Source organism: Rhizobium sp. RU35A (assembly GCF_900156005.1).
In the GTDB taxonomy this organism is placed as follows: Bacteria; Pseudomonadota; Alphaproteobacteria; order Rhizobiales; family Rhizobiaceae; genus Neorhizobium; species Neorhizobium straminoryzae.
Window position 1 is genome coordinate 362,032 of sequence record NZ_FTMR01000004.1, and the last position, 17,432, is coordinate 379,463.

Genomic DNA, 17,432 nt, shown 5'->3' on the forward strand with positions numbered 1-17,432 from the left:
ATGACCATCCGACCTTCGGAGACAAGAGCATGACATTTCGCCCCCTCACACGTTGCGTCCTGATGGCCGCCAGTCTCTGCCTTGCCGCCTTGCCGGCCCGTGCCCTTGATGTCGAGACCTATGCCGGCACGGTCACCGTGACGGGGACGCCGTCAAAGGTCGCCGTCTACGACATCGCCGCCCTCGACACCCTGCTGGCAATCGGGGTGATGCCGGCCGGCATTCCGGGCAACCTTTATCTTCCCGAACTGTCGGATCTGAAAGGCAAGGCCGACGTCGTGGGCGACATCTTCGAACCCGATCTCGAGGCGCTGAGCGCGCTGCAGCCGGATCTGGTCATCGTCGGCGGCCGCTCGTCCGGCAAGGAGAAGGAAACGTCAAGGATCGCACCGTCGCTCGACATGACCATGGACGGCATCGATGTGGTCGATCAGGCTCGCGAACGCGCCCGCACCTATGGCACCATCTTCGGAAGAAAGGTCCAGGCCGAAAATGCTCTTGCCGATTTCGACGCGGCACTGGCCCGTGCCAGGTCAGCAGTCCAGGGCAAGGGCAAGGCGCTGATCGTGATGACCAACGGCCCGAAGATCACCGCTTATGGCACCACGTCCCGCTTCGGCTGGGTGCACAAGGCGCTCGACCTGCCGGCAGCTGTCGAGGATGTAAAGGGCGCAACACATGGCGAGCCTGTATCCTTCGAGTTCATCGCCAGGGCCGATCCCGACTGGCTGCTGGTGCTTGACCGGGCAGCCGCGATCGGCGCCAGGGACCAGAACGCGAAGGCAACGCTCGACAATGCGCTGGTTCACGGCACAAAAGCCTGGAAACGTGGCCAGGTGGTCTATCTGCCCTCGGCCGACTTCTACATCGCGGCCGGAGGACTGAAGGCGACGACCCGGGTGCTGGGGGCGATCGAGACCGCCTTTTCCGACAGCCAGTGATGTTTGTCCCCGCCATTCCCTTGCATCGCCGCGTGGTTATGAGCGCCGGGCTCTGCCTGGCGCTTCTCGTCGTTGCGAGCCTTGCAATCGGCGTCGAAGAGATCTCGCTTTCATCAACGGCCCGCAGCGTACCGCTCGCCGATCTGCTGTCGATCAGCCGGCTGCCGCGCACCCTGGCCGCCGTGCTCTGCGGTGCAGGCCTTGCCGTCGCCGGGCAGATCCTGCAGACGCTGACCCGCAACCGCTTCGTTGAACCGTCGACCGCCGGCACGGCACAAAGCGCCGCACTTGGCATCCTGATCGTCACACTCTTTCTGCCGGCCACCGGCCTTGGCATGAAGGCGCTGGTTGCGAGCATCTGTGCGCTTGCAGGCACCGCGCTCTTTCTTTCGACGGCCCACCGCCTGCCACCGGAGCAACCGCATCTCGTGCCGCTCTTCGGCATGGTCTATGGCGGTGTGGTGGGAGCGGCCGTCACCTATGTCGCCTGGCAAAATGATCTCCTTCAATATCTCGACATCTGGACGAACGGTGAATTCTCCGGCGTGCTGCGGGGGCGCTACGAACTGCTTTTCGTCGCCGTCGTCATCGTCGCCGTTGCCATGCTGATTGCCGAGCGGTTGACGATCATGGCGCTCGGCGAGGCGCAGGCGACCAGTCTCGGCATCGACTATCGCCGGATGACCCAGATCGGACTCGTGCTGGTGTCCGTCATGTCGGCACTGTCAGTCGTCGTTGTCGGGCTCATTCCCTTTGTCGGGCTGGTGGTACCGAACCTCGTATCACGCCTTTCGGGTGACAATCTGCGTGGCACGCTGCCCCTGACGGCCCTGGGCGGGGCAATCCTGGTGCTTGCCTCCGACATCGCGGGGCGCATCATCCGCTTTCCCTACGAGATCCCCGCCGGCACCGTGATGGGGGTGATCGGGCCGGCCGTCTTCCTCTGGTTCGTCCTTCAGGAGCGACGCGATGCGTGATCGGATCGTCATAGCCCTCCTCCTCGGCCTGGCGCTCACGACGATGGCCGCCTTCATGGGCGTGAACCTGCGCGGCAACATCGCATTTGCGCTGGAACTGAGAGGCATCAGGCTCGCAGCCCTGGTGACGGTCGCCATCGCCATTGCACTTTCGACCGTCACCTTCCAGACGATCACCGGCAATCGCATTCTCACGCCCTCGATCATGGGGCTCGACGCGCTTTACCAGTTCGGACAGGCCGCCCTCGTCTTCGGACTGGGCGGGCTGGGTTATGTCTCCCTCTCGCCGCTTCTGAAGTTCGGCGCTGAAACCGCAGCCCTGATGCTGCTCGCAATGATCATCCTGCGGCCGGCACTGAAGAGCCAGATGGACCTCACGCGGATGCTGCTGGCGGGCGTCATCATCGGTGCGCTCTTTCGCAGCATGACCAGTCTCATCGGCCGATTGATCGACCCGCAGGAGTTTGCCGTGGCGCAAAGGGCGATGGTCGCAAACTTCTCCTCGCCGATGATCGACCTGCTGCTGATTGCGGTGCTTGTCACGGTCATTGCCGGCGGCTTCCTCCTGTCCAGCCGACATCTGCTCGATGTTGCAGCGCTCGGTCGCGACACGGCGATCGGGCTCGGTGTCGCCTGGAACCGCGCCGTGATGATCCACCTCCTTGTCGTTTCGCTGCTGGTAGCCGTCTCCACAGCGCTGGTCGGCCCCGTTACCTTTCTAGGCCTGCTGGTCACAGCCCTCGCCGAACGGCTGACGGCCTCGCGCCGGCATGACACTCTCTTCGCCGTCGCAATTCTGCTCGGTGTGATCGTTCTCGTCGGCGGGCAAACGCTCCTGCAACACGGCCTCGGCCAGGCTTCGACGCTCTCGGTCGTTGTCGATTTCATCGGCGGCCTCGTCTTCATCCTGCTTCTGTTTGCGAGGCGCATCCGATGATCGAAATCAAATCCGTAAGCCTCGTTCGTGAGGGCCAGCGCGTGCTGGACAGCATCGACCTCCTGCTCCCGAGAGGCGGTCTCACCGCACTGGTCGGCCCGAACGGCGCCGGCAAGTCGACCCTTCTATCGCTCGCCGCCCGACTGTTGCCGCTGCAAGACGGCTCGGTGACGATCGACGGACTGCCGGTGGAATCGACACCCGGCAAGCTGCTCGCGAAGAAGATCGCCATCCTCCGGCAGGATTCCGGCCCGCCGCCGCGCGTGAGCGTGCGTGACATGGTGGGCTTCGGCCGCTTTCCGCACAGCGGCGGACGGATGACGGCGCAGGATCGGACGATGGTCGAGGAGGCGCTCGCCCGCTTCGAGCTTGAGGCGCTTGCCAACCGTTCGCTCGACCGCCTCTCAGGCGGACAGCGGCAGCGGGTGATGGTGGCAATGACCTATTGCCAGGACACCGACTATATCCTGCTCGACGAGCCCCTGAACAATCTCGACATGTATCACGCCCGCCAGTTGATGCTGGAACTCAGGCGACTGGTCGACGAAACCGGCCGTACCATCGTCATCGTGCTGCACGACATCAACCACGCCTCGGCGAGTGCCGACCGGATCATCGCGATGAAGAACGGCATGATCGCCGCAGACGGCTCGCCAGAGACGGTGATGCGCACCGAAGTGCTGGAAGCAATCTACGGGTTTCGGGTTCCCGTTATCGAGACGAACGGTATGCGGCTTGCGCTGCAATACGCCTCCTGCGCCCTTTGACCTGCCGTTGCGGTCGGAGAGGGCGTGAGGGAAGGCAAAGGGAACGCGTGTCCCCCTCGGCAGACTGATCCCACGGGAGATGTGGTCCACCATACCCGTCACTGCCCTGTCTGCGCGGTTGCGGCGGATGCCCCGGCTCCGCGCTTATTCCAGCCTGAGAAGAAGACTGCCGGCCTGGAGGTAAGCGCCTTGCTGGACCAGAAGCCGAACCGTTCCGGCCTTGGGCGCGGTGATCTGCGTTTCCATCTTCATCGCTTCCATCACGGCCAGAAGATCGCCTTCGGCAACCGTGGCGCCGTCCTCCACCTTGAAGGTCTGCAGGGTTCCCGAAACCGGGGCAGCTACGCCATCCAACGGGGTCTGCGCAGGCTGACCCGTCATGCCATTCTGACTGCGTCCTGCCGCCCCCAGGCTGGACAGCAGGATGCTCGGCAGGCCGACCGAGACCCGCCGACCATCAATTTCCAGCCATGTGCGCGTCATCGACGGATCGTCAGCAGGTGCAGGGCGCTCCATAGCGTCGGGCATGGCGGCAAAGTCCGTCTCGATCCAGCGGGTGTGAACCTTGAAGCCGTCAGCACCGGTAAAGTCATCCGCCTCAACTGCGGCGCGGTGGAACGGCAGGACGGTCGCCACCCCTTCGATGCGAAACTCCGAAAGCGCCCGCCGGGCCCGGCGCAGCACCTGATCGCGGTCGGCGCCCGTGACAATAAGCTTCGCCACGAGGGAGTCGAACACACCGGGGATCGAGGAACCGCTGACAACACCGCTGTCGAGGCGAACGCCCGGTCCGGATGGCGGATCGAAGACGGCAATGTCACCGGGTGTCGGCAGGAAACCACGACCGGGATCCTCGGCATTGATGCGAAATTCCATCGCGTGCCCGCGCGGCTCCGGCGTCTCCAGAATACTCAGCGTCCCGCCTTCCGCGATGCGGAACTGCTCGATGACGAGATCGATTCCCGTCGTTTCCTCGGTCACGGGATGTTCAACCTGAAGGCGCGTATTGACTTCGAGGAAGGAAATCGTGCCGTCGACGCCAAGCAGGAACTCGACGGTGCCCGCCCCCGAATATCCCGCAGCCGCGCAGATCGCCTTTGCCGCATCATGGATTTTCTGCCGCTGCTCGGCGGACAGGAACGGCGCCGGAGCCTCTTCGATGAGCTTCTGGTTACGGCGCTGCAGCGAACAGTCCCGCGTGCCGACCACCAGTACGTTGCCATGCTTGTCGGCCAGGACCTGCGCCTCGATGTGGCGGGGCCGGTCCAGGAATCGTTCGAGGAAACATTCACCACGCCCGAAGGCAGCGGTGGCTTCGCGCACGGCGGACTCGTAGAGATCAGCGATTTCCTCCATCTTCCAGGCCACCTTCAGCCCGCGTCCACCACCGCCATGGGCGGCCTTGATGGCAACGGGCAGGCCATGCGTTCTTGCAAAGGCGATAACCTCGGCAGCCGAGGTGACGGGACCGTCGCTGCCGGCCACAAGCGGCGCGCCAACACTGGTAGCGATATGACGCGCCTTGACCTTGTCGCCGAGCGTTTCGATCACATGCGGGTCGGGGCCGATCCAGATAAGGCCGGCATCGAGCACGGCCTGCGCAAACTCGGCACGCTCCGACAGGAAGCCATAGCCGGGGTGGACGGCGTCAGCGCCGGCCCGCTTTGCGATGGCGATCAGCTTGGCAATGTCGAGATAGGTTTCGGCCGGGCGCACGCCCTCCAGTGCGTAGGCCTCATCGGCCAGCCTTACGAACAGCGCATCACAATCGGGATCGGCATAGACGGCGACCGATCCGATACCATGGTCGCGGCAGGCGCGGATGATGCGCACGGCAATCTCGCCGCGATTGGCGATCAGAACTTTTTTCATCGCTGCTCTCCTCGGATGTCGTTGGTTCCGGTCGCCGAAATCTCCGCGAAGGGGGCAATCGGTCGGAACCTGATTTTGGCGTTGACGGGGATCTGGCCTGCAAGGTCGAGGTGGTAGTCCGCAACCGCGCCGATGACCGGATAGCCGCCTGTCAGCGGATGATCGGCGAGGAAGAGCACCGGCTGGCCGCTATGCGGAATCTGGATGGCGCCGGTCGCCGTGCCCTCGCTCGGAAGTTCGGCGGTGTCCCTGCGCTCGACCGGCAGGTCACCGGCAAGCCTGATACCGACCCGGCTGGATTGCGGCGTCACCGTCCAGAGCTGGGCACTCAGGGTTTCCAGTCCCTTTTGCGTGAACCAGTCGGTGCGCGGACCGAGCACGACATCGAGGGTCACGATCTCGCCGGCCAGGGGAGGCTCGAAGGCCGGAGCCTCGTCGAGCGAGACGCTGGCAAGACCGGCGGTTTTACCCTTCAGTGTCAGAACGGCGCCCGTCACCACGGGTTTCGGGCCGACGACAGCCAGCGTATCGGTCGCGAAACTGCCAAGAACCGGCTCGACATCGAAGCCGCCGCGCACGGAAAGATAGCTGCGCATGCCCTTCACAGGCTGGCCGAGCCGCACGATATCGCCGGACTCCAGAGAGATCGGGCGATAGGCTTCAGCGCCGTATACGGCTCCGGCAGCGGTCTCGATCGTGATCGGGCACGGCGCGCCGGCAAGGCCGATGACGGCGCGGGCAGCGCTCCTGAACGCGAAGCCGCCGAGCGTCAGTTCCAGACACGGCGTGTTGGCGGGATTTCCGGCAAGACGGTTCGCGGCATTGAAGGCGCTGCGGTCGAGCGCTCCGGACGACGATACCCCCTGCCCCGTCTGCCCGAAACGGCCAAGATCCTGAAACAGCGCGGGCATCGGCGCAGCCAGAACCTCGAAATGTGGAGCGGAGAGGTCCGGCTGCCGTTCTGCCTTGCGCGGCGTCTGCGCAAGGGAAACAGTCCTGCCGGTCCTGGCCATGTCGAGGAAGCGAACGCGATAGCCAGGCTGCAACAGCGCGCCGGGTTCCCGGTCGATATCCCACATCTTGAGCGGCGTCGTGCCGATGATCTGCCACCCGCCCGGGCTGTTTTGCGGGTAGACGCCGCTGAACGCACCGGCAAGCGCCACCGAGCCGGCCGGAATGCGGGTGCGCGGGCTCTGGCGGCGCGGGACGGCGAGTGCCGGATCGCCGCCGACGAGATAGCCGAAGCCGGGTGCGAAGCCGCAAAAGGCTACGGCAAATTCGCTTTCAGTATGCCGGCGGATCACCTCATTGACGTCAAGGCCGGTCAGCGCTGCCACATCGTTCAGGTCTTCACCGTCGTAGCGGACGGGAATCTCCACAAGCTGTCCGGCAGCCGGCGGCGCGGCGGAGAGATCGCGTGCTGCAAGCGCTTCCGCGATACGAGCGGCATCGATCGTGTCCGGCCGGAACCGGATCATCAGCGTGCGTGCAGCCGGCACCATCTCCTCGATGCCGTCGACGGGTTCAGTCGACAAAGACGCGAACAGCGCCAGCGTTTCATGGAGACTGGCGAGTTCGACAAGGAGAACGGTAAGGCTGACGGGGAGGATACGCATCGGGTTCTCAGGCGTGATAGGCGGAATCGGGAATGTCCGTGATGGATATGCAGCCCGGCGCATGGGTAATCGCGAAGGGAACGCCGGATGTCGGCTCGACACGGTCTTGGCGATAGGTGGCGCGGGCCTTTCGGGCAGCTGTCGCATCGACATGTGCCCGACAATCGATCGGAGTGGCCATCGTCTCAGGCTCCCGTGACGAAGGGTCGGATGGCGACGCCCTCGCGTTCGAAACGCTGGCGGATCGTTTCGGCAATGTCGACCGCACCGGGGCTGTCGCCGTGAACGCAGATGGACTGGGCGGAAATCTCGATGGTGGAACCGTCGATGGCAACAAGCGTGCCGGTGCGGGCAAGGCGCAGCATGCGCTCGGCGATCTCGTCTTTGTCATGCAGAACCGCCCCCGGCTCGCGGCGGGAGACAAGCTCGCCCTTCGGCGTGTAGGCGCGATCGGCAAAGGCTTCAGCCACAACGGCAAGACCGGCCTTGCGGGCAAGATCAAGAATGGGAGCATTGGCAAGGCCCATCAGGACAAGCCCGGCGTCGATGGCGAGGATCGCATCGATCACGGCCTGTCCCTGTCTGGCGTCCCAGGCGATGCGGTTGTAAAGCGCGCCATGCGGCTTCACGTAGGTGACGGTGGTGCCAAGCGAGGCAGCAATGCCCTTCAGGGCGCCTATCTGGTAGATTGTGTCAGTAAAGAGCTGTTCCGGCGCGATGTCCATGTCGCGACGGCCGAAACCGACGCGGTCCGGATAGGACACATGGGCACCGATAGCCACGCCTCTGGCGGCGGCCGCCTTGACCGTATTGTAGATGCCGGCGGGATCGCCTGCATGAAATCCGCACGCGATGTTCGCGCTGGAGACGATGGCCAGCATGGCCTCGTCCTGTCCCATGCGCCAGGCACCGTAGCTTTCTCCGAGATCACTGTTCAGATCGATTGCAGCCATCGTGAAGTTCTCCTTGAGCTCCTGGCAAGGTCATCGCAATGATCTTGCTATCGCTATTGCATCGACAAGGGAATGTGCGTCGCAGCCTGTTCGTGACGTATCACAACGGGCCTTGCGACATCGGGGCGAGCGTGGCGCGCCAAGGTCGCCACGCTCTCTTGCGACATGCGCCGTCACAGGCCGAGCAGCGCGAAGATCGGGCCGATCGACTTGTAGGCCATGTACCAGGTCAGGCAGCAGACCAGCGCGCCGAGCACCAGCAACCAGCGCGGATACTGATAGCCGTTCATCAGGTCGGCGCGCTTCCAGGCGGCAAACAGCAGCATGGACAGACCGATCGGCAACACGAGGCCATTCAGGCCGCCGACGAAGACCAGCATGGCGGCCGGCGGCGTGGTGATGATGACATAGGCGACGAGCGAGATGCAGATGAAGGCGACGGTTGCCAGGTTGCGCTGACGCTCGGAGATTTCCGGTCTGAAAGCCGTCAGGAACGACACCGAGGTATAGGCCGCGCCGATGATGCTGGTCATGGCGGAGGCAAGGAAGACGGCACCGAACAGGCGGAAACCGATATCACCGGCGGCTGCATGAAAGGCCTGGCCGGCCGGATTGGCTCCCTTGCCCGAAAGGTCGATGACAACACCGCTTGCAACGACACCGAGAACGGCGAGGAACAGGATGTAGCGCAGCACGCCGGTGATCGCGATTCCGCTCAGCGCCGCGCGGTTGATGGCAGAAATGTTTTCCACGCCGGCCGTGCCCTTGTCGAGCAGGCGGTGCGCGCCGGCATAGGTGATATAGCCGCCGACCGTGCCGCCGACGATGGTGGTGATCGTCGCAAAATCGATGGTCGAAGGCAGGAAGGTCTGATGGAAGGCTTCGGCAACCGGCGGGCCTGACACGACCGTCGCATAGAGGATCAGCGCCAGCTTGACGAAGGCGGCGACGAAGACCACGCGGTCCATCGCAACACCGGCCCGGCGCGACAGGAAGATGCCGATGGCGGCCAGAGCGGCCGCAGCCCCGCCGATCTTCGGATCGAGATCGACCATTGCATTGAGGCCGAGCCCCGCGCCGCCGATATTGCCGACATTGAAGAACAGGCCGCCGATGATTACGAGAATGGCCAGCAGATAGCCGGAGCCGGGAATGGCGGCATTGGCAATTGCCGGCGCACGCATGCGGGTGACGGCGACGATGCGCCAGACATTCGCCTGCACGACGAAATCGATCAGGATCGAGACCACGATCGCGAAAGCGAAGGCTGCCCCCAGTTTCACGGTGAAGGTGGCGGTCTGCGTGATGAACCCCGGCCCGACGGCCGCCATCGACATCAGGAACATGGCGGAAAGCAGGGCATAGCGCTGGGACTGCGCGCCTCCCGCAGCCTTGCGGCCCGGCACAGGCTCGGTCTTCTGCATGATATGTCTCCGTTTATCGTCATCCGCCCCTCGCGGATGCTTTCATGCTCTCAATCATGGAATGCTCCTCAAAAATGTCAATATCGTTGAACAATCTTTTAATATTGCACAGCAATATAGATACATTGCTGTGCAATATGATGAAGTTTTGGGCAAAGACTCCGTGTGTGCCGCCAAACATTTGTGCTATGGAGGCAAGTGTTGAGGGAACAGACGCACCGGGCCACCCATGACAGGCCCGACGGGAAGCATTGGGGACGCAACAGCATGACGGAGATGGCGGAGAGCTTGCCGGTTGCGGATAGGCTTGCCAGAGACATTCGCGCGATGCTGATCTCGGGGGAGTTGAAGCCGGGGCAGCGCCTGTCTGAAGCCGCCTTCAGCGAACGCCTCAACGTTTCCCGCAATTCGCTGCGCGAAGCGTTCCGGCTTCTCACGAAAGAGGGACTGCTCCAGCACGAGGCAAACCGCGGCGTCTTCGTCAGCGTGCCGAGCATGTCCTCGATCATCGATATCTATCGCGTCAGACGCCTCATCGAATGCGGCGCCCTGCTCAAGGCTTGGCATCTGCATCCTGCCGTCAGAACGATGCGTCAGGCGGTCGAGGCGGCCAAGTCCTGCCGCCTGCGCAGCGACTGGCAGGGCGTCGGCAGCGCAAACATGACCTTTCATGCGGCCGTTGTGGATCTATCCGATAGCGCCCGGCTGAATGCGTTCTATGCGGGCATCGCCGCAGAACTGCGGCTCGGCTTCGGGCTGCTCGGAGATCCCGAAGACCTGCATTCTCCATTCATCGACATGAATGACGAGATCGTCACGCTCGTCGAGAACAACAGGTCCGCAGAGGCGGCAAGCCGCATGGGCGACTATCTGACGCTCTCGGAACGGGTCATCCTGAAGGCCTTCGAGAAGACCCTCTGAACGCATCCCGGCAGCGCAGGACTGTTTACCCTGATGGCGCTGACCTGCATGGCAGCGCTCCCGATAGGTCGATCCTATGGCTTCGGAACGACGGTAGCCAGCTTGCGGAACGGCGAGAGAATTTCGAGGCGGCTGGGCACGCCTCTGGCGATGCTGACGATGGCGCCGGGACCGATCTGCACGGGTGCAGCACCCGCTTGCGAATAGATCGCCTCGCCTTCGACGACAACGAATGTTTCCTCAAGATCGCGGCCGGGATAGTTGTAGATGCCGGGTTCGGCCTTCCATACGGCGACGATTGTGCCGTTTTCCATCGGGTCCTGCCAGATCAGGCGGCGGTAGGAACCGCTGTCACGCCCTTGCGCCGGCATGGCGGGCGTGAGGTCGATATCATCGGCAATGTTGTAGATCGGCATGCTCATGGCAGTCTCCTCGGGGTTCATGATGATGGGCATCGGCGGCACGCCGCGGGGCATAAGGTCAGGCATGCGGCGGCAGAGGCGTGCCGGAAAGGCGGGTAGCGAGATTGTCACGCAGACGGTGGTAACGCAGCGTCAGCGCCGGGCCGAAGGTCATGTAGAAGGGCGCAGCCTTCAGCGGCTCCAGCTTCAGCGCCAGTTCGCCTTCCGGTCTGTCCAGCGCCCATTCGGACAGGATGGAGCCCAGCATGGAGCCCAGCATGGAGCCCGTTGGCACGCCGCGTCCGGACAGGCCGGTCAAGGCCACGACCCCGGGCGCCAGAGCGTAGAAACGCGGCACCGTGCGATACTGCATGTCGAGTTCGCCGAACCAGATATAGTCCCAGCGGATCTCCTCGCGAATCTGAGGATGCAGCCATTTCAGCCGCTCGCTCATCACCTGTCGCGTATAGGCTATGTCGCGTCCACGCCGTCCCATGGGGAACATCGAGGCGACGATGCGGCCCTCCGCATTGTACTTGTAGACAAAGATATCGCCGCGACCGTCGTGGATCGTGGTGTTGTTCGGCAGCACGCGGACCCGCGTTTCCGGCGAGAGCACCTGCGTGGCGGCCACGAAGACACGCTGGATCTTGAAGGTGCGGTCGAGTTTGGGCCAGCCGCCAACGGTATAGGCACCCGTCGTGAAGATCACCTTGTCGGCGATCACATGGCCGGCGGCGGTTGCCACCTTCCAACCGCCGGCCGCATCACGCTCGCAGGAGGTCGCGGCCGAGCCGGTGAACAGTTTTGCGCCTTCCTGAAGAACGGCACGCGCCAACCCCCGCGCATAGCCGAGCGGATTGAGATGCCCGGCCTCCTCATGCAGCCAGCCGCCCTGGAAGCGCGGGCTGCCGGTGAGATCGGCCACTTCGTCGCGATCGATGAAGCGGGTGCGGGCACCGACGGCATTATAGGTCTCGACCTTCTCGCGGATCGTATCGAGTGCGCGAGGATGCGGGGCGCCCATCACATAGCCGTTCTGCACCCATTCGCAGTCGATCTGGTAGTCGCGGATCATGGCCGCGACGCGATCATTGGCGCGCGTCTGCCGATCGATCAGCCGTTCCGCCCAAGGTTCGCCCAACATCCGCCGAAGCTCCGGCAGGCTGTAATGGGTGAAAGTTGGCGTGCAGTGGCCGGCATTGCGGCCGGAACCGCCGAAACCCGCCTCCTCCCGCTCCAGGAGCACGACCCGGACCCCGGCTTTGGCCAGTTCCAGCGCCGTCGTGAGCCCCGTATAGCCCGCACCGACGATGCACACATCAGCCCTGACGCTGCCTTCAAGCCTTTCGGTTGTCGGGGCCGGTGCGGCAGTCGCATACCATAGGGTGATATCGAAGGGGGAAAACGCTGTCATGACGGCCTCCCCTCAGTTCAGGTCGCTACGGGCGTCGAGCGCATCGCGCAGGCCGTCGCCGATGAAGTTGAAGCTGGTCACCGCAAGGGTAATCGCCACCCCCGGCACGATGGCGAGCCAGGGCGCCTTGTCGAGATATTGCTGGGCACCGTTCAGCATGTTGCCCCAGCTCGGCAGCGGCGGCTGGATGCCATAGCCGAGGAAGCTGATATAGGCCTCCAGCAGGATGGCACGCGCCACCGTCAGCGTGGCTGCCACGATGATCGGACCGACCGCGTTCGGCAGGATTTCCCGGAACATGATCCAGGCATTCGGCAGCCCCAGCATGCGCGCGGCCAGCACGAAATCACGCTCACGCAGCGAGCGCACCTCAGCCTCCACCAGCCTGGCAATTTCCATCCAGCTGGTGACCGCGATGATCACCGTGATCATGAACGGGCTCGGCTTCACGAAGGCCGCAAGCGCCAGCAGCAGGAAGATGCTGGGAAAGGAGAGAAACGCATCAACGAAGCGCATCAGCACCGCACCAAGGCGCCCGCCGTAATAGCCGGCAACCACGCCGATGACAGTGCCGATCAGCGTCGAGAGCACCATGGCAAAGAAGCCGACCAGCAGGGAAATGCGACCGGCATTGAACAGACGCGCTGCGATATCCCGGCCCAGCGGATCAGTGCCGAAGATATGCGCGCCGGTGAGTGGAGGCGCAAAGCGGGCGCGCAGATCGATGAAGAGCTCGTCATAAGGCAGAAGATGCGGACCGACGACACAGGCGAAGATCATGACCGAGATCATCACGAGGCCGAGGACGGCGAGCCTGTGGCGCATGAAGCGCCGGATCGTGCGGCTTCGCCACCAGTGCGCGCCAGCGACGGCGGAAGGGGAGAGCATTGCGGCAGACATGGTCTATCCTTTCGGGGATGACGGCTGTTGCGAACATGGCCTCATCCGAGCCGGATGCGGGGATCAACGAGAGCGACCAGCAGGTCGGCAATCAGGCTGCCGAGCAGAACAAGGATGGCTGAAAACATCAGAAGCCCCATCACGACCGGGTAATCGTGATAGCCGAGACTATCGAGGAAGAGCCGCCCCATGCCGGGCCAGGTAAAGACCGTCTCGGTTACCAGTGCGCCACCGAGAATGGTCGGCAGTTGCAGGCCGGCGAGCGTAATCATCGGCAACAGCGCATTGCCCACCACATGCTTCATCAGAACGCGGCGTGGCGTGAGCCCCTTTGCACGGGCAGTGCGCACGAAATCCTGGTTGATCACATCAAGCGTTGCGGTGCGCATGTATCGGCTCCACACGGCGATGTTGACAAGCGCTAGAACGAGGCTCGGCATGACCAGATGGATCGCATAATCATAAAGAGACTGATCGCCGATCGTGTACATGTTGCCGGCGGGCAGCCATTTGAGCTTCAGCGCAAAGACATAGATGGCGACGAGACCGAACCAGAAGGTCGGGATGGACAGGGCCACCATGGCGCCCACCGTTGCGGTATAGTCGAACAGCGAATAGCGTTTCGTTGCTCCCTTGATGCCGATCCAGGTGCCGATCAGGATCGAGACGAGGGTGGAGGAAACCATCAGCAGAAGCGTTGCGAACAGATGCCCGGAAATGATGTCGAGCACGGGTCTCTGGTCGCGGTAGGACTTCCCCCAGTCTCCCTGTACGAGGCGCCAGACCCAGTCGAGATACTGGATCGGAAGGGGACGATCGAGCCCCATCTGGTGGGCAATGCGATCGAGCGCCTCGCGCGTCATGCCGGGGGTCAGGGCGAACTGCGACAACGGGCCGCCGGGCGCGAGGTTGAGGATGGCAAAGCCGATGATCGACACCAGCACCAGCAGGACAAGGCTCTGCCAGAGACGATTGAGAAGATAGGCGAACATGCGGGGTCAGCTCCGGTTCGACCCGAGGCGCATTCCGGCAGGAGCGGACCTCGGGCAGGCCTTCGGGATCGTCGGCGACGGCCGGCGTCAGACACGCCCCTGCGGAGCCCGCCTTCCTCGCCGGTCGTCGCGACGCGACGGGCCGGGCACTGAACCAGCCCGGCCTTTGCTGCGATCAGTTGAGGCTCCAGCTTCCGACGTTCCAGGTGTCGATGCGCGTGTTGATGTTGAAGACAACATTCTCCACGCCCTGCTTGTGGCCGCGCACCGTTGCGTACTGGAACAGCGGCAGGAACGGCAGCTCCTTGCGCATGATCTCCTGGATCTTCAGATAGGCGGTCTTGCGCTCGGCCGGCACGAACAGGCTGCCACCCTTGGCCAGCAGCTCGTCCACCTCCTTGTTGGCGAACTGCCAGGTGTTCTGGCCGGAACCGCCCTTGGCCGGACTGGAGTTAGAGCGGAAGAAATCCGACGTGTCGGGATCCGGGCCGGTCAGGAAATCGAGGCCGACGATCACGGTGTCGAACTGCGACAGCATCCAGTAATCACCCCACATGACGGCCGGCGGCAGGTTGGAAATGGTCATCTCCACGCCCAGTTCCTTGAAGGACTGCTGCATGTACTGCTGCACCTGCTCGCGGATGTGGTTGCCCGCCGTGGTCGAGCAGGTGAAGGAAAGCTTCACGCCATCCTTGGCGCGGACGCCGTCCGCTCCCGGCTTCCAGCCGGCCTCATCAAGTAGATTCTTGGCCTTCTCCATCGAGTATTCGTGCTTCGGCAGATCCGGATTGTAATAGAAGGACTGCTGCGGCACATAGCTTTCGGTCGGCGTCGGCAGACCATAGTAAAGCGCATCGATGATCGATTGCTTGTCGATGGCGTGGTAGAGCGCCTCGCGCACCTTCGGGTCCTTGAACTGCGGACGCTCCATGTTGAAGGTAAAGGATTCGACCGTGGAGCCCGGCACGACCGTGACCACCTTGCCCGGCAGCGCCTTTGCCTCGTCATAATGATCGGGCGTGATCCACTGCAGGCCGACGACATCGATGTCCCCGGTCTTGAACTGCGTGTACATGACGTTGAGATCGGGCACATATTTGTAGATCAGCCGCTGCAGATGCGGCCCATCGCCGAAGTAATCGGCATTGGCCTCAAGCAGGATGTAATCGCCGGCCACACGCTCCTTCCACTTGAACGGACCGGTGCCGATCGGCGCATTGTTGTAGGGCGCGGTATTTTTGTCAGCGGCGGCGCCGAGGATATGCTTCGGGGTGATGAAGGTGGAGGCGAGGATGGATGGATATGGCGCGAAGGGCTTTTCCATCTTCCAGGTGATTTCGGTGGGCGACACGACGGTGAGATCGCGCACATATTCATGGCCGGTCTTGCGCCAGGACCGAAAGTTCGGATCGACCAGCAGTTCGAGCGTGAATTTGACGTCTTCGGCCGTAAAGGGCTTTCCGTCATGCCATTTCACGTCGTCCCGCAGCCTGATCTTCCAGGAGAGACCATCGGCGGAAATGCCGCCATTCTCGACGGTCGGCACCTCGGCGGCAAGCGCTGCGACGAAGGCGCCCTTCTCGTCCACATAGAACAGCGGATCGAAGATGCTGAAATGGATGCCTTCATCCACCTCGATATGCGGCATGTGCGGATTGAAGACGGTCGGCTCCTGCGAGAAACCGATGGTCAACTGCCCCTTGGGCGTCTTGGCCTCCTTCGCGAAGGCACGCGAGAGGCCGGGAAGACCGCTCAGCACGACGCCGGACGCGCCGAGCGCGAGAAGGCCGAGCGCCTGGCGGCGTGTGGTGGCAGTAAACGGCTTGGATTGATCGGACATGGTCAGTTCCCCTTTTTGTCGATGGATTGTCTTTGATGTCACGTCGTTGCATCCGCCTCTGCGGGCGGTAAGCCTCCCGCCGGCAGTCACCTGCCGGTCTGCAAGGGCGACAGGCGGCAGAGCCGCCGGTCGCGGGGCGCGTCAGAAGCCGCTGATCAGTTTGATCTTCGAACCGTCGGAAAAGCGGCTGAACCGGAAATCGCGGCGCTCGACGATCGGGCTGCGGCCGGTGACGATATCCGCCATCAGGCGACCGGCACCCGGGCCGATGCCGAAGCCATGGCCGGAAAAACCGGTAGCGACATGGAAACCGGGGATCGCGTCGATGGCATCGATGACCGGCACCGCATCCGGCGTCACGTCGATCATGCCGCCCCAGCGCTGGGCGATCTCGGCATTCCTGAAGACCGGAAAAGCCTCCGACAGGCGCTTCAACGCCGCATCCGACATGGCCTTGGACGGGATGGGATCAAGCACGCGGTTGTATTCGAAGGGTGAGGCCTCATCGAGTGCCCAGCGCCTCGGGATGCGCGCCTCGTCGAAGAAGCGGCCCGCGAGCCGAAACCGAAGGGAGCGCCATTCGTGCGCAAAGGCCGGCATGAACTTCATGGCGTAGCGGAAGGACGCCGGCACGAGATCGACGATGTTCTGCGTGCCGTCAGCGATCGTGTAGCCGCCGTCCTGACGCTTGCGCAGCGCAAAGCCGCTGGCCCAGATCGCCTCTTCCGGCCCGCCTTCGAGCGGCTTGGTGCGCAAGACGGAATTCAGCACCTTCAGCTGCGGCAGGTCGAGGCCATTATTGCCCATGAACAGGCTGGACCAGGCGCCTCCGGCCAGCACCACGGCCTGACAGGCTATCTCGCCACGCTCGGTCACGACGCCGGACACACGGCCACCGGACAATTGCAGGCCGCGCACCGCACATTCCGTGAGGATATGCGCCCCGCGATCACGCGCGGCTTCCGCAATCGCAGGCGCTGCCCTCTGCGGTTCGGCGCGGCAATCGCCGGCGGTATAGAGCGCCCCGGCAATCTTCATCCGGTTGCCGGGATACTTTTCGTTGAATTCTGCGGCACTCAGCATGCGGCTTTCGATCTGATAGCCTTCGAGATTGCGATTCCATCTCTCGTGCTCGTCGAACTGCTTCTCGTCGGCGCAGGTGAAGACGATGCCGGAGCGCTTGAAGCCTGTTTCCCGCCCCGTGCGCCGATTGAGATCGGCCCAGATGCGAAGCGATTCCGCCATCAGCGGCACTTCGCGCGGATCACGCCGGGAAATGCGTACCCAGCCCCAGTTGCGGCTGGATTGTTCGTGGCCGATGCCGCCCTTTTCGCACAGGGCAACCTTCAGGCCGCCATCGGCAAGTTCCAGCGCCGTCGAGGTTCCGATGATCCCGCCGCCGATGACGACGACATCCACCTGTTTCGGCAGTTCGGCATCGCCATGGACGGGAACGACAAATGGACCGGGCATG

16 protein-coding genes are annotated in these 17,432 nt (G+C 63.4%); 5 read left to right on the forward strand and 11 right to left on the reverse strand.

All coding sequences use genetic code 11. The annotated features are described in order from the left end of the window. Positions 1 to 29: 29 nt before the first annotated feature. The 4 genes from F3H95_RS12160 to F3H95_RS12175 are packed head-to-tail and all read left to right on the forward strand — an operon-like array spanning position 30 to position 3,622. Complete coding sequence (locus F3H95_RS12160; protein WP_149746161.1) at positions 30 to 941, forward strand: siderophore ABC transporter substrate-binding protein; 912 nt, start codon at positions 30 to 32, stop codon at positions 939 to 941. 38 nt (positions 942 to 979) lie between these two features. After that, positions 980 to 1,918 carry an iron chelate uptake ABC transporter family permease subunit gene (locus F3H95_RS12165; RefSeq protein WP_244618001.1) on the forward strand — a complete coding sequence of 313 codons (939 nt, stop codon included), beginning with the start codon at positions 980 to 982 and terminating at the stop codon, positions 1,916 to 1,918. After that, the gene (locus tag F3H95_RS12170; protein WP_149746163.1) at positions 1,911 to 2,855 is read left to right on the forward strand and encodes an iron chelate uptake ABC transporter family permease subunit; all 945 of its coding nucleotides are present in this window, start codon (positions 1,911 to 1,913) and stop codon (positions 2,853 to 2,855) included. Before F3H95_RS12165 ends, F3H95_RS12170 begins: the two co-directional genes overlap by 8 nt. Next, positions 2,852 to 3,622: an ATP-binding cassette domain-containing protein gene (locus F3H95_RS12175; protein ID WP_149746164.1), complete on the forward strand. Its 771-nt coding sequence runs from the start codon at positions 2,852 to 2,854 to the stop codon at positions 3,620 to 3,622. The genes F3H95_RS12170 and F3H95_RS12175 overlap by 4 nt, the downstream gene beginning before the upstream one ends. A gap of 144 nt (positions 3,623 to 3,766) precedes the next feature. On the opposite strand, the gene F3H95_RS12180 is transcribed toward F3H95_RS12175, so the two are convergent. From F3H95_RS12180 to F3H95_RS12195, 5 genes are all read right to left on the reverse strand, one after another. After that, on the reverse strand, positions 3,767 to 5,494 hold the full coding sequence (locus F3H95_RS12180) for a biotin carboxylase N-terminal domain-containing protein (protein WP_149746165.1): 1,728 nt from the start codon (positions 5,492 to 5,494) through the stop codon (positions 3,767 to 3,769). Then, entirely contained in the window at positions 5,491 to 7,110 is a 1,620-nt protein-coding gene (locus F3H95_RS12185; RefSeq protein WP_149746166.1) for a 5-oxoprolinase/urea amidolyase family protein, read from the reverse strand. The genes F3H95_RS12180 and F3H95_RS12185 overlap by 4 nt, the downstream gene beginning before the upstream one ends. A gap of 7 nt (positions 7,111 to 7,117) precedes the next feature. Then, positions 7,118 to 7,291 carry a hypothetical protein gene (locus F3H95_RS27150; protein WP_188134377.1) on the reverse strand — a complete coding sequence of 58 codons (174 nt, stop codon included), beginning with the start codon at positions 7,289 to 7,291 and terminating at the stop codon, positions 7,118 to 7,120. Positions 7,292 to 7,295: 4 nt separating this feature from the next. Next, positions 7,296 to 8,063 carry a 5-oxoprolinase subunit PxpA gene (locus tag F3H95_RS12190; RefSeq protein ID WP_149746167.1) on the reverse strand — a complete coding sequence of 256 codons (768 nt, stop codon included), beginning with the start codon at positions 8,061 to 8,063 and terminating at the stop codon, positions 7,296 to 7,298. A gap of 173 nt (positions 8,064 to 8,236) precedes the next feature. Then, on the reverse strand, positions 8,237 to 9,487 hold the full coding sequence (locus tag F3H95_RS12195; RefSeq protein ID WP_149746168.1) for an NRAMP family divalent metal transporter: 1,251 nt from the start codon (positions 9,485 to 9,487) through the stop codon (positions 8,237 to 8,239). A 267-nt stretch (positions 9,488 to 9,754) separates the two neighbouring features. Here F3H95_RS12195 and F3H95_RS12200 point away from each other — a divergent pair, with 267 nt between their 5' ends. Further along, positions 9,755 to 10,408, forward strand: a complete 654-nt coding sequence (locus tag F3H95_RS12200) for a GntR family transcriptional regulator (RefSeq protein ID WP_142881242.1) — start codon at positions 9,755 to 9,757, stop codon at positions 10,406 to 10,408. A gap of 74 nt (positions 10,409 to 10,482) precedes the next feature. Here F3H95_RS12200 and F3H95_RS12205 read toward each other — a convergent pair whose 3' ends face one another. The 6 genes from F3H95_RS12205 to F3H95_RS12230 form a co-directional block, all read right to left on the reverse strand. Continuing rightward, positions 10,483 to 10,830, reverse strand: coding sequence for a cupin domain-containing protein (locus F3H95_RS12205; RefSeq protein WP_142881243.1), 348 nt, complete (start codon positions 10,828 to 10,830; stop codon positions 10,483 to 10,485). A 58-nt stretch (positions 10,831 to 10,888) separates the two neighbouring features. Continuing rightward, positions 10,889 to 12,226, reverse strand: coding sequence for an FAD-binding oxidoreductase (locus tag F3H95_RS12210; RefSeq protein WP_149746169.1), 1,338 nt, complete (start codon positions 12,224 to 12,226; stop codon positions 10,889 to 10,891). A gap of 12 nt (positions 12,227 to 12,238) precedes the next feature. After that, on the reverse strand, positions 12,239 to 13,126 hold the full coding sequence (locus tag F3H95_RS12215; protein ID WP_149746170.1) for an ABC transporter permease: 888 nt from the start codon (positions 13,124 to 13,126) through the stop codon (positions 12,239 to 12,241). A gap of 41 nt (positions 13,127 to 13,167) precedes the next feature. Next, positions 13,168 to 14,118: an ABC transporter permease gene (locus tag F3H95_RS12220; RefSeq protein WP_149746171.1), complete on the reverse strand. Its 951-nt coding sequence runs from the start codon at positions 14,116 to 14,118 to the stop codon at positions 13,168 to 13,170. Between the two features lie 175 nt (positions 14,119 to 14,293). Continuing rightward, a complete protein-coding gene (locus F3H95_RS12225; RefSeq protein ID WP_149746172.1) occupies positions 14,294 to 15,958 on the reverse strand; it encodes a peptide ABC transporter substrate-binding protein in 1,665 nt (554 codons plus the stop codon). 141 nt (positions 15,959 to 16,099) lie between these two features. Then, the gene (locus tag F3H95_RS12230) at positions 16,100 to 17,431 is read right to left on the reverse strand and encodes an FAD-binding oxidoreductase (protein WP_149746173.1); all 1,332 of its coding nucleotides are present in this window, start codon (positions 17,429 to 17,431) and stop codon (positions 16,100 to 16,102) included. Position 17,432: the final 1 nt, after the last annotated feature.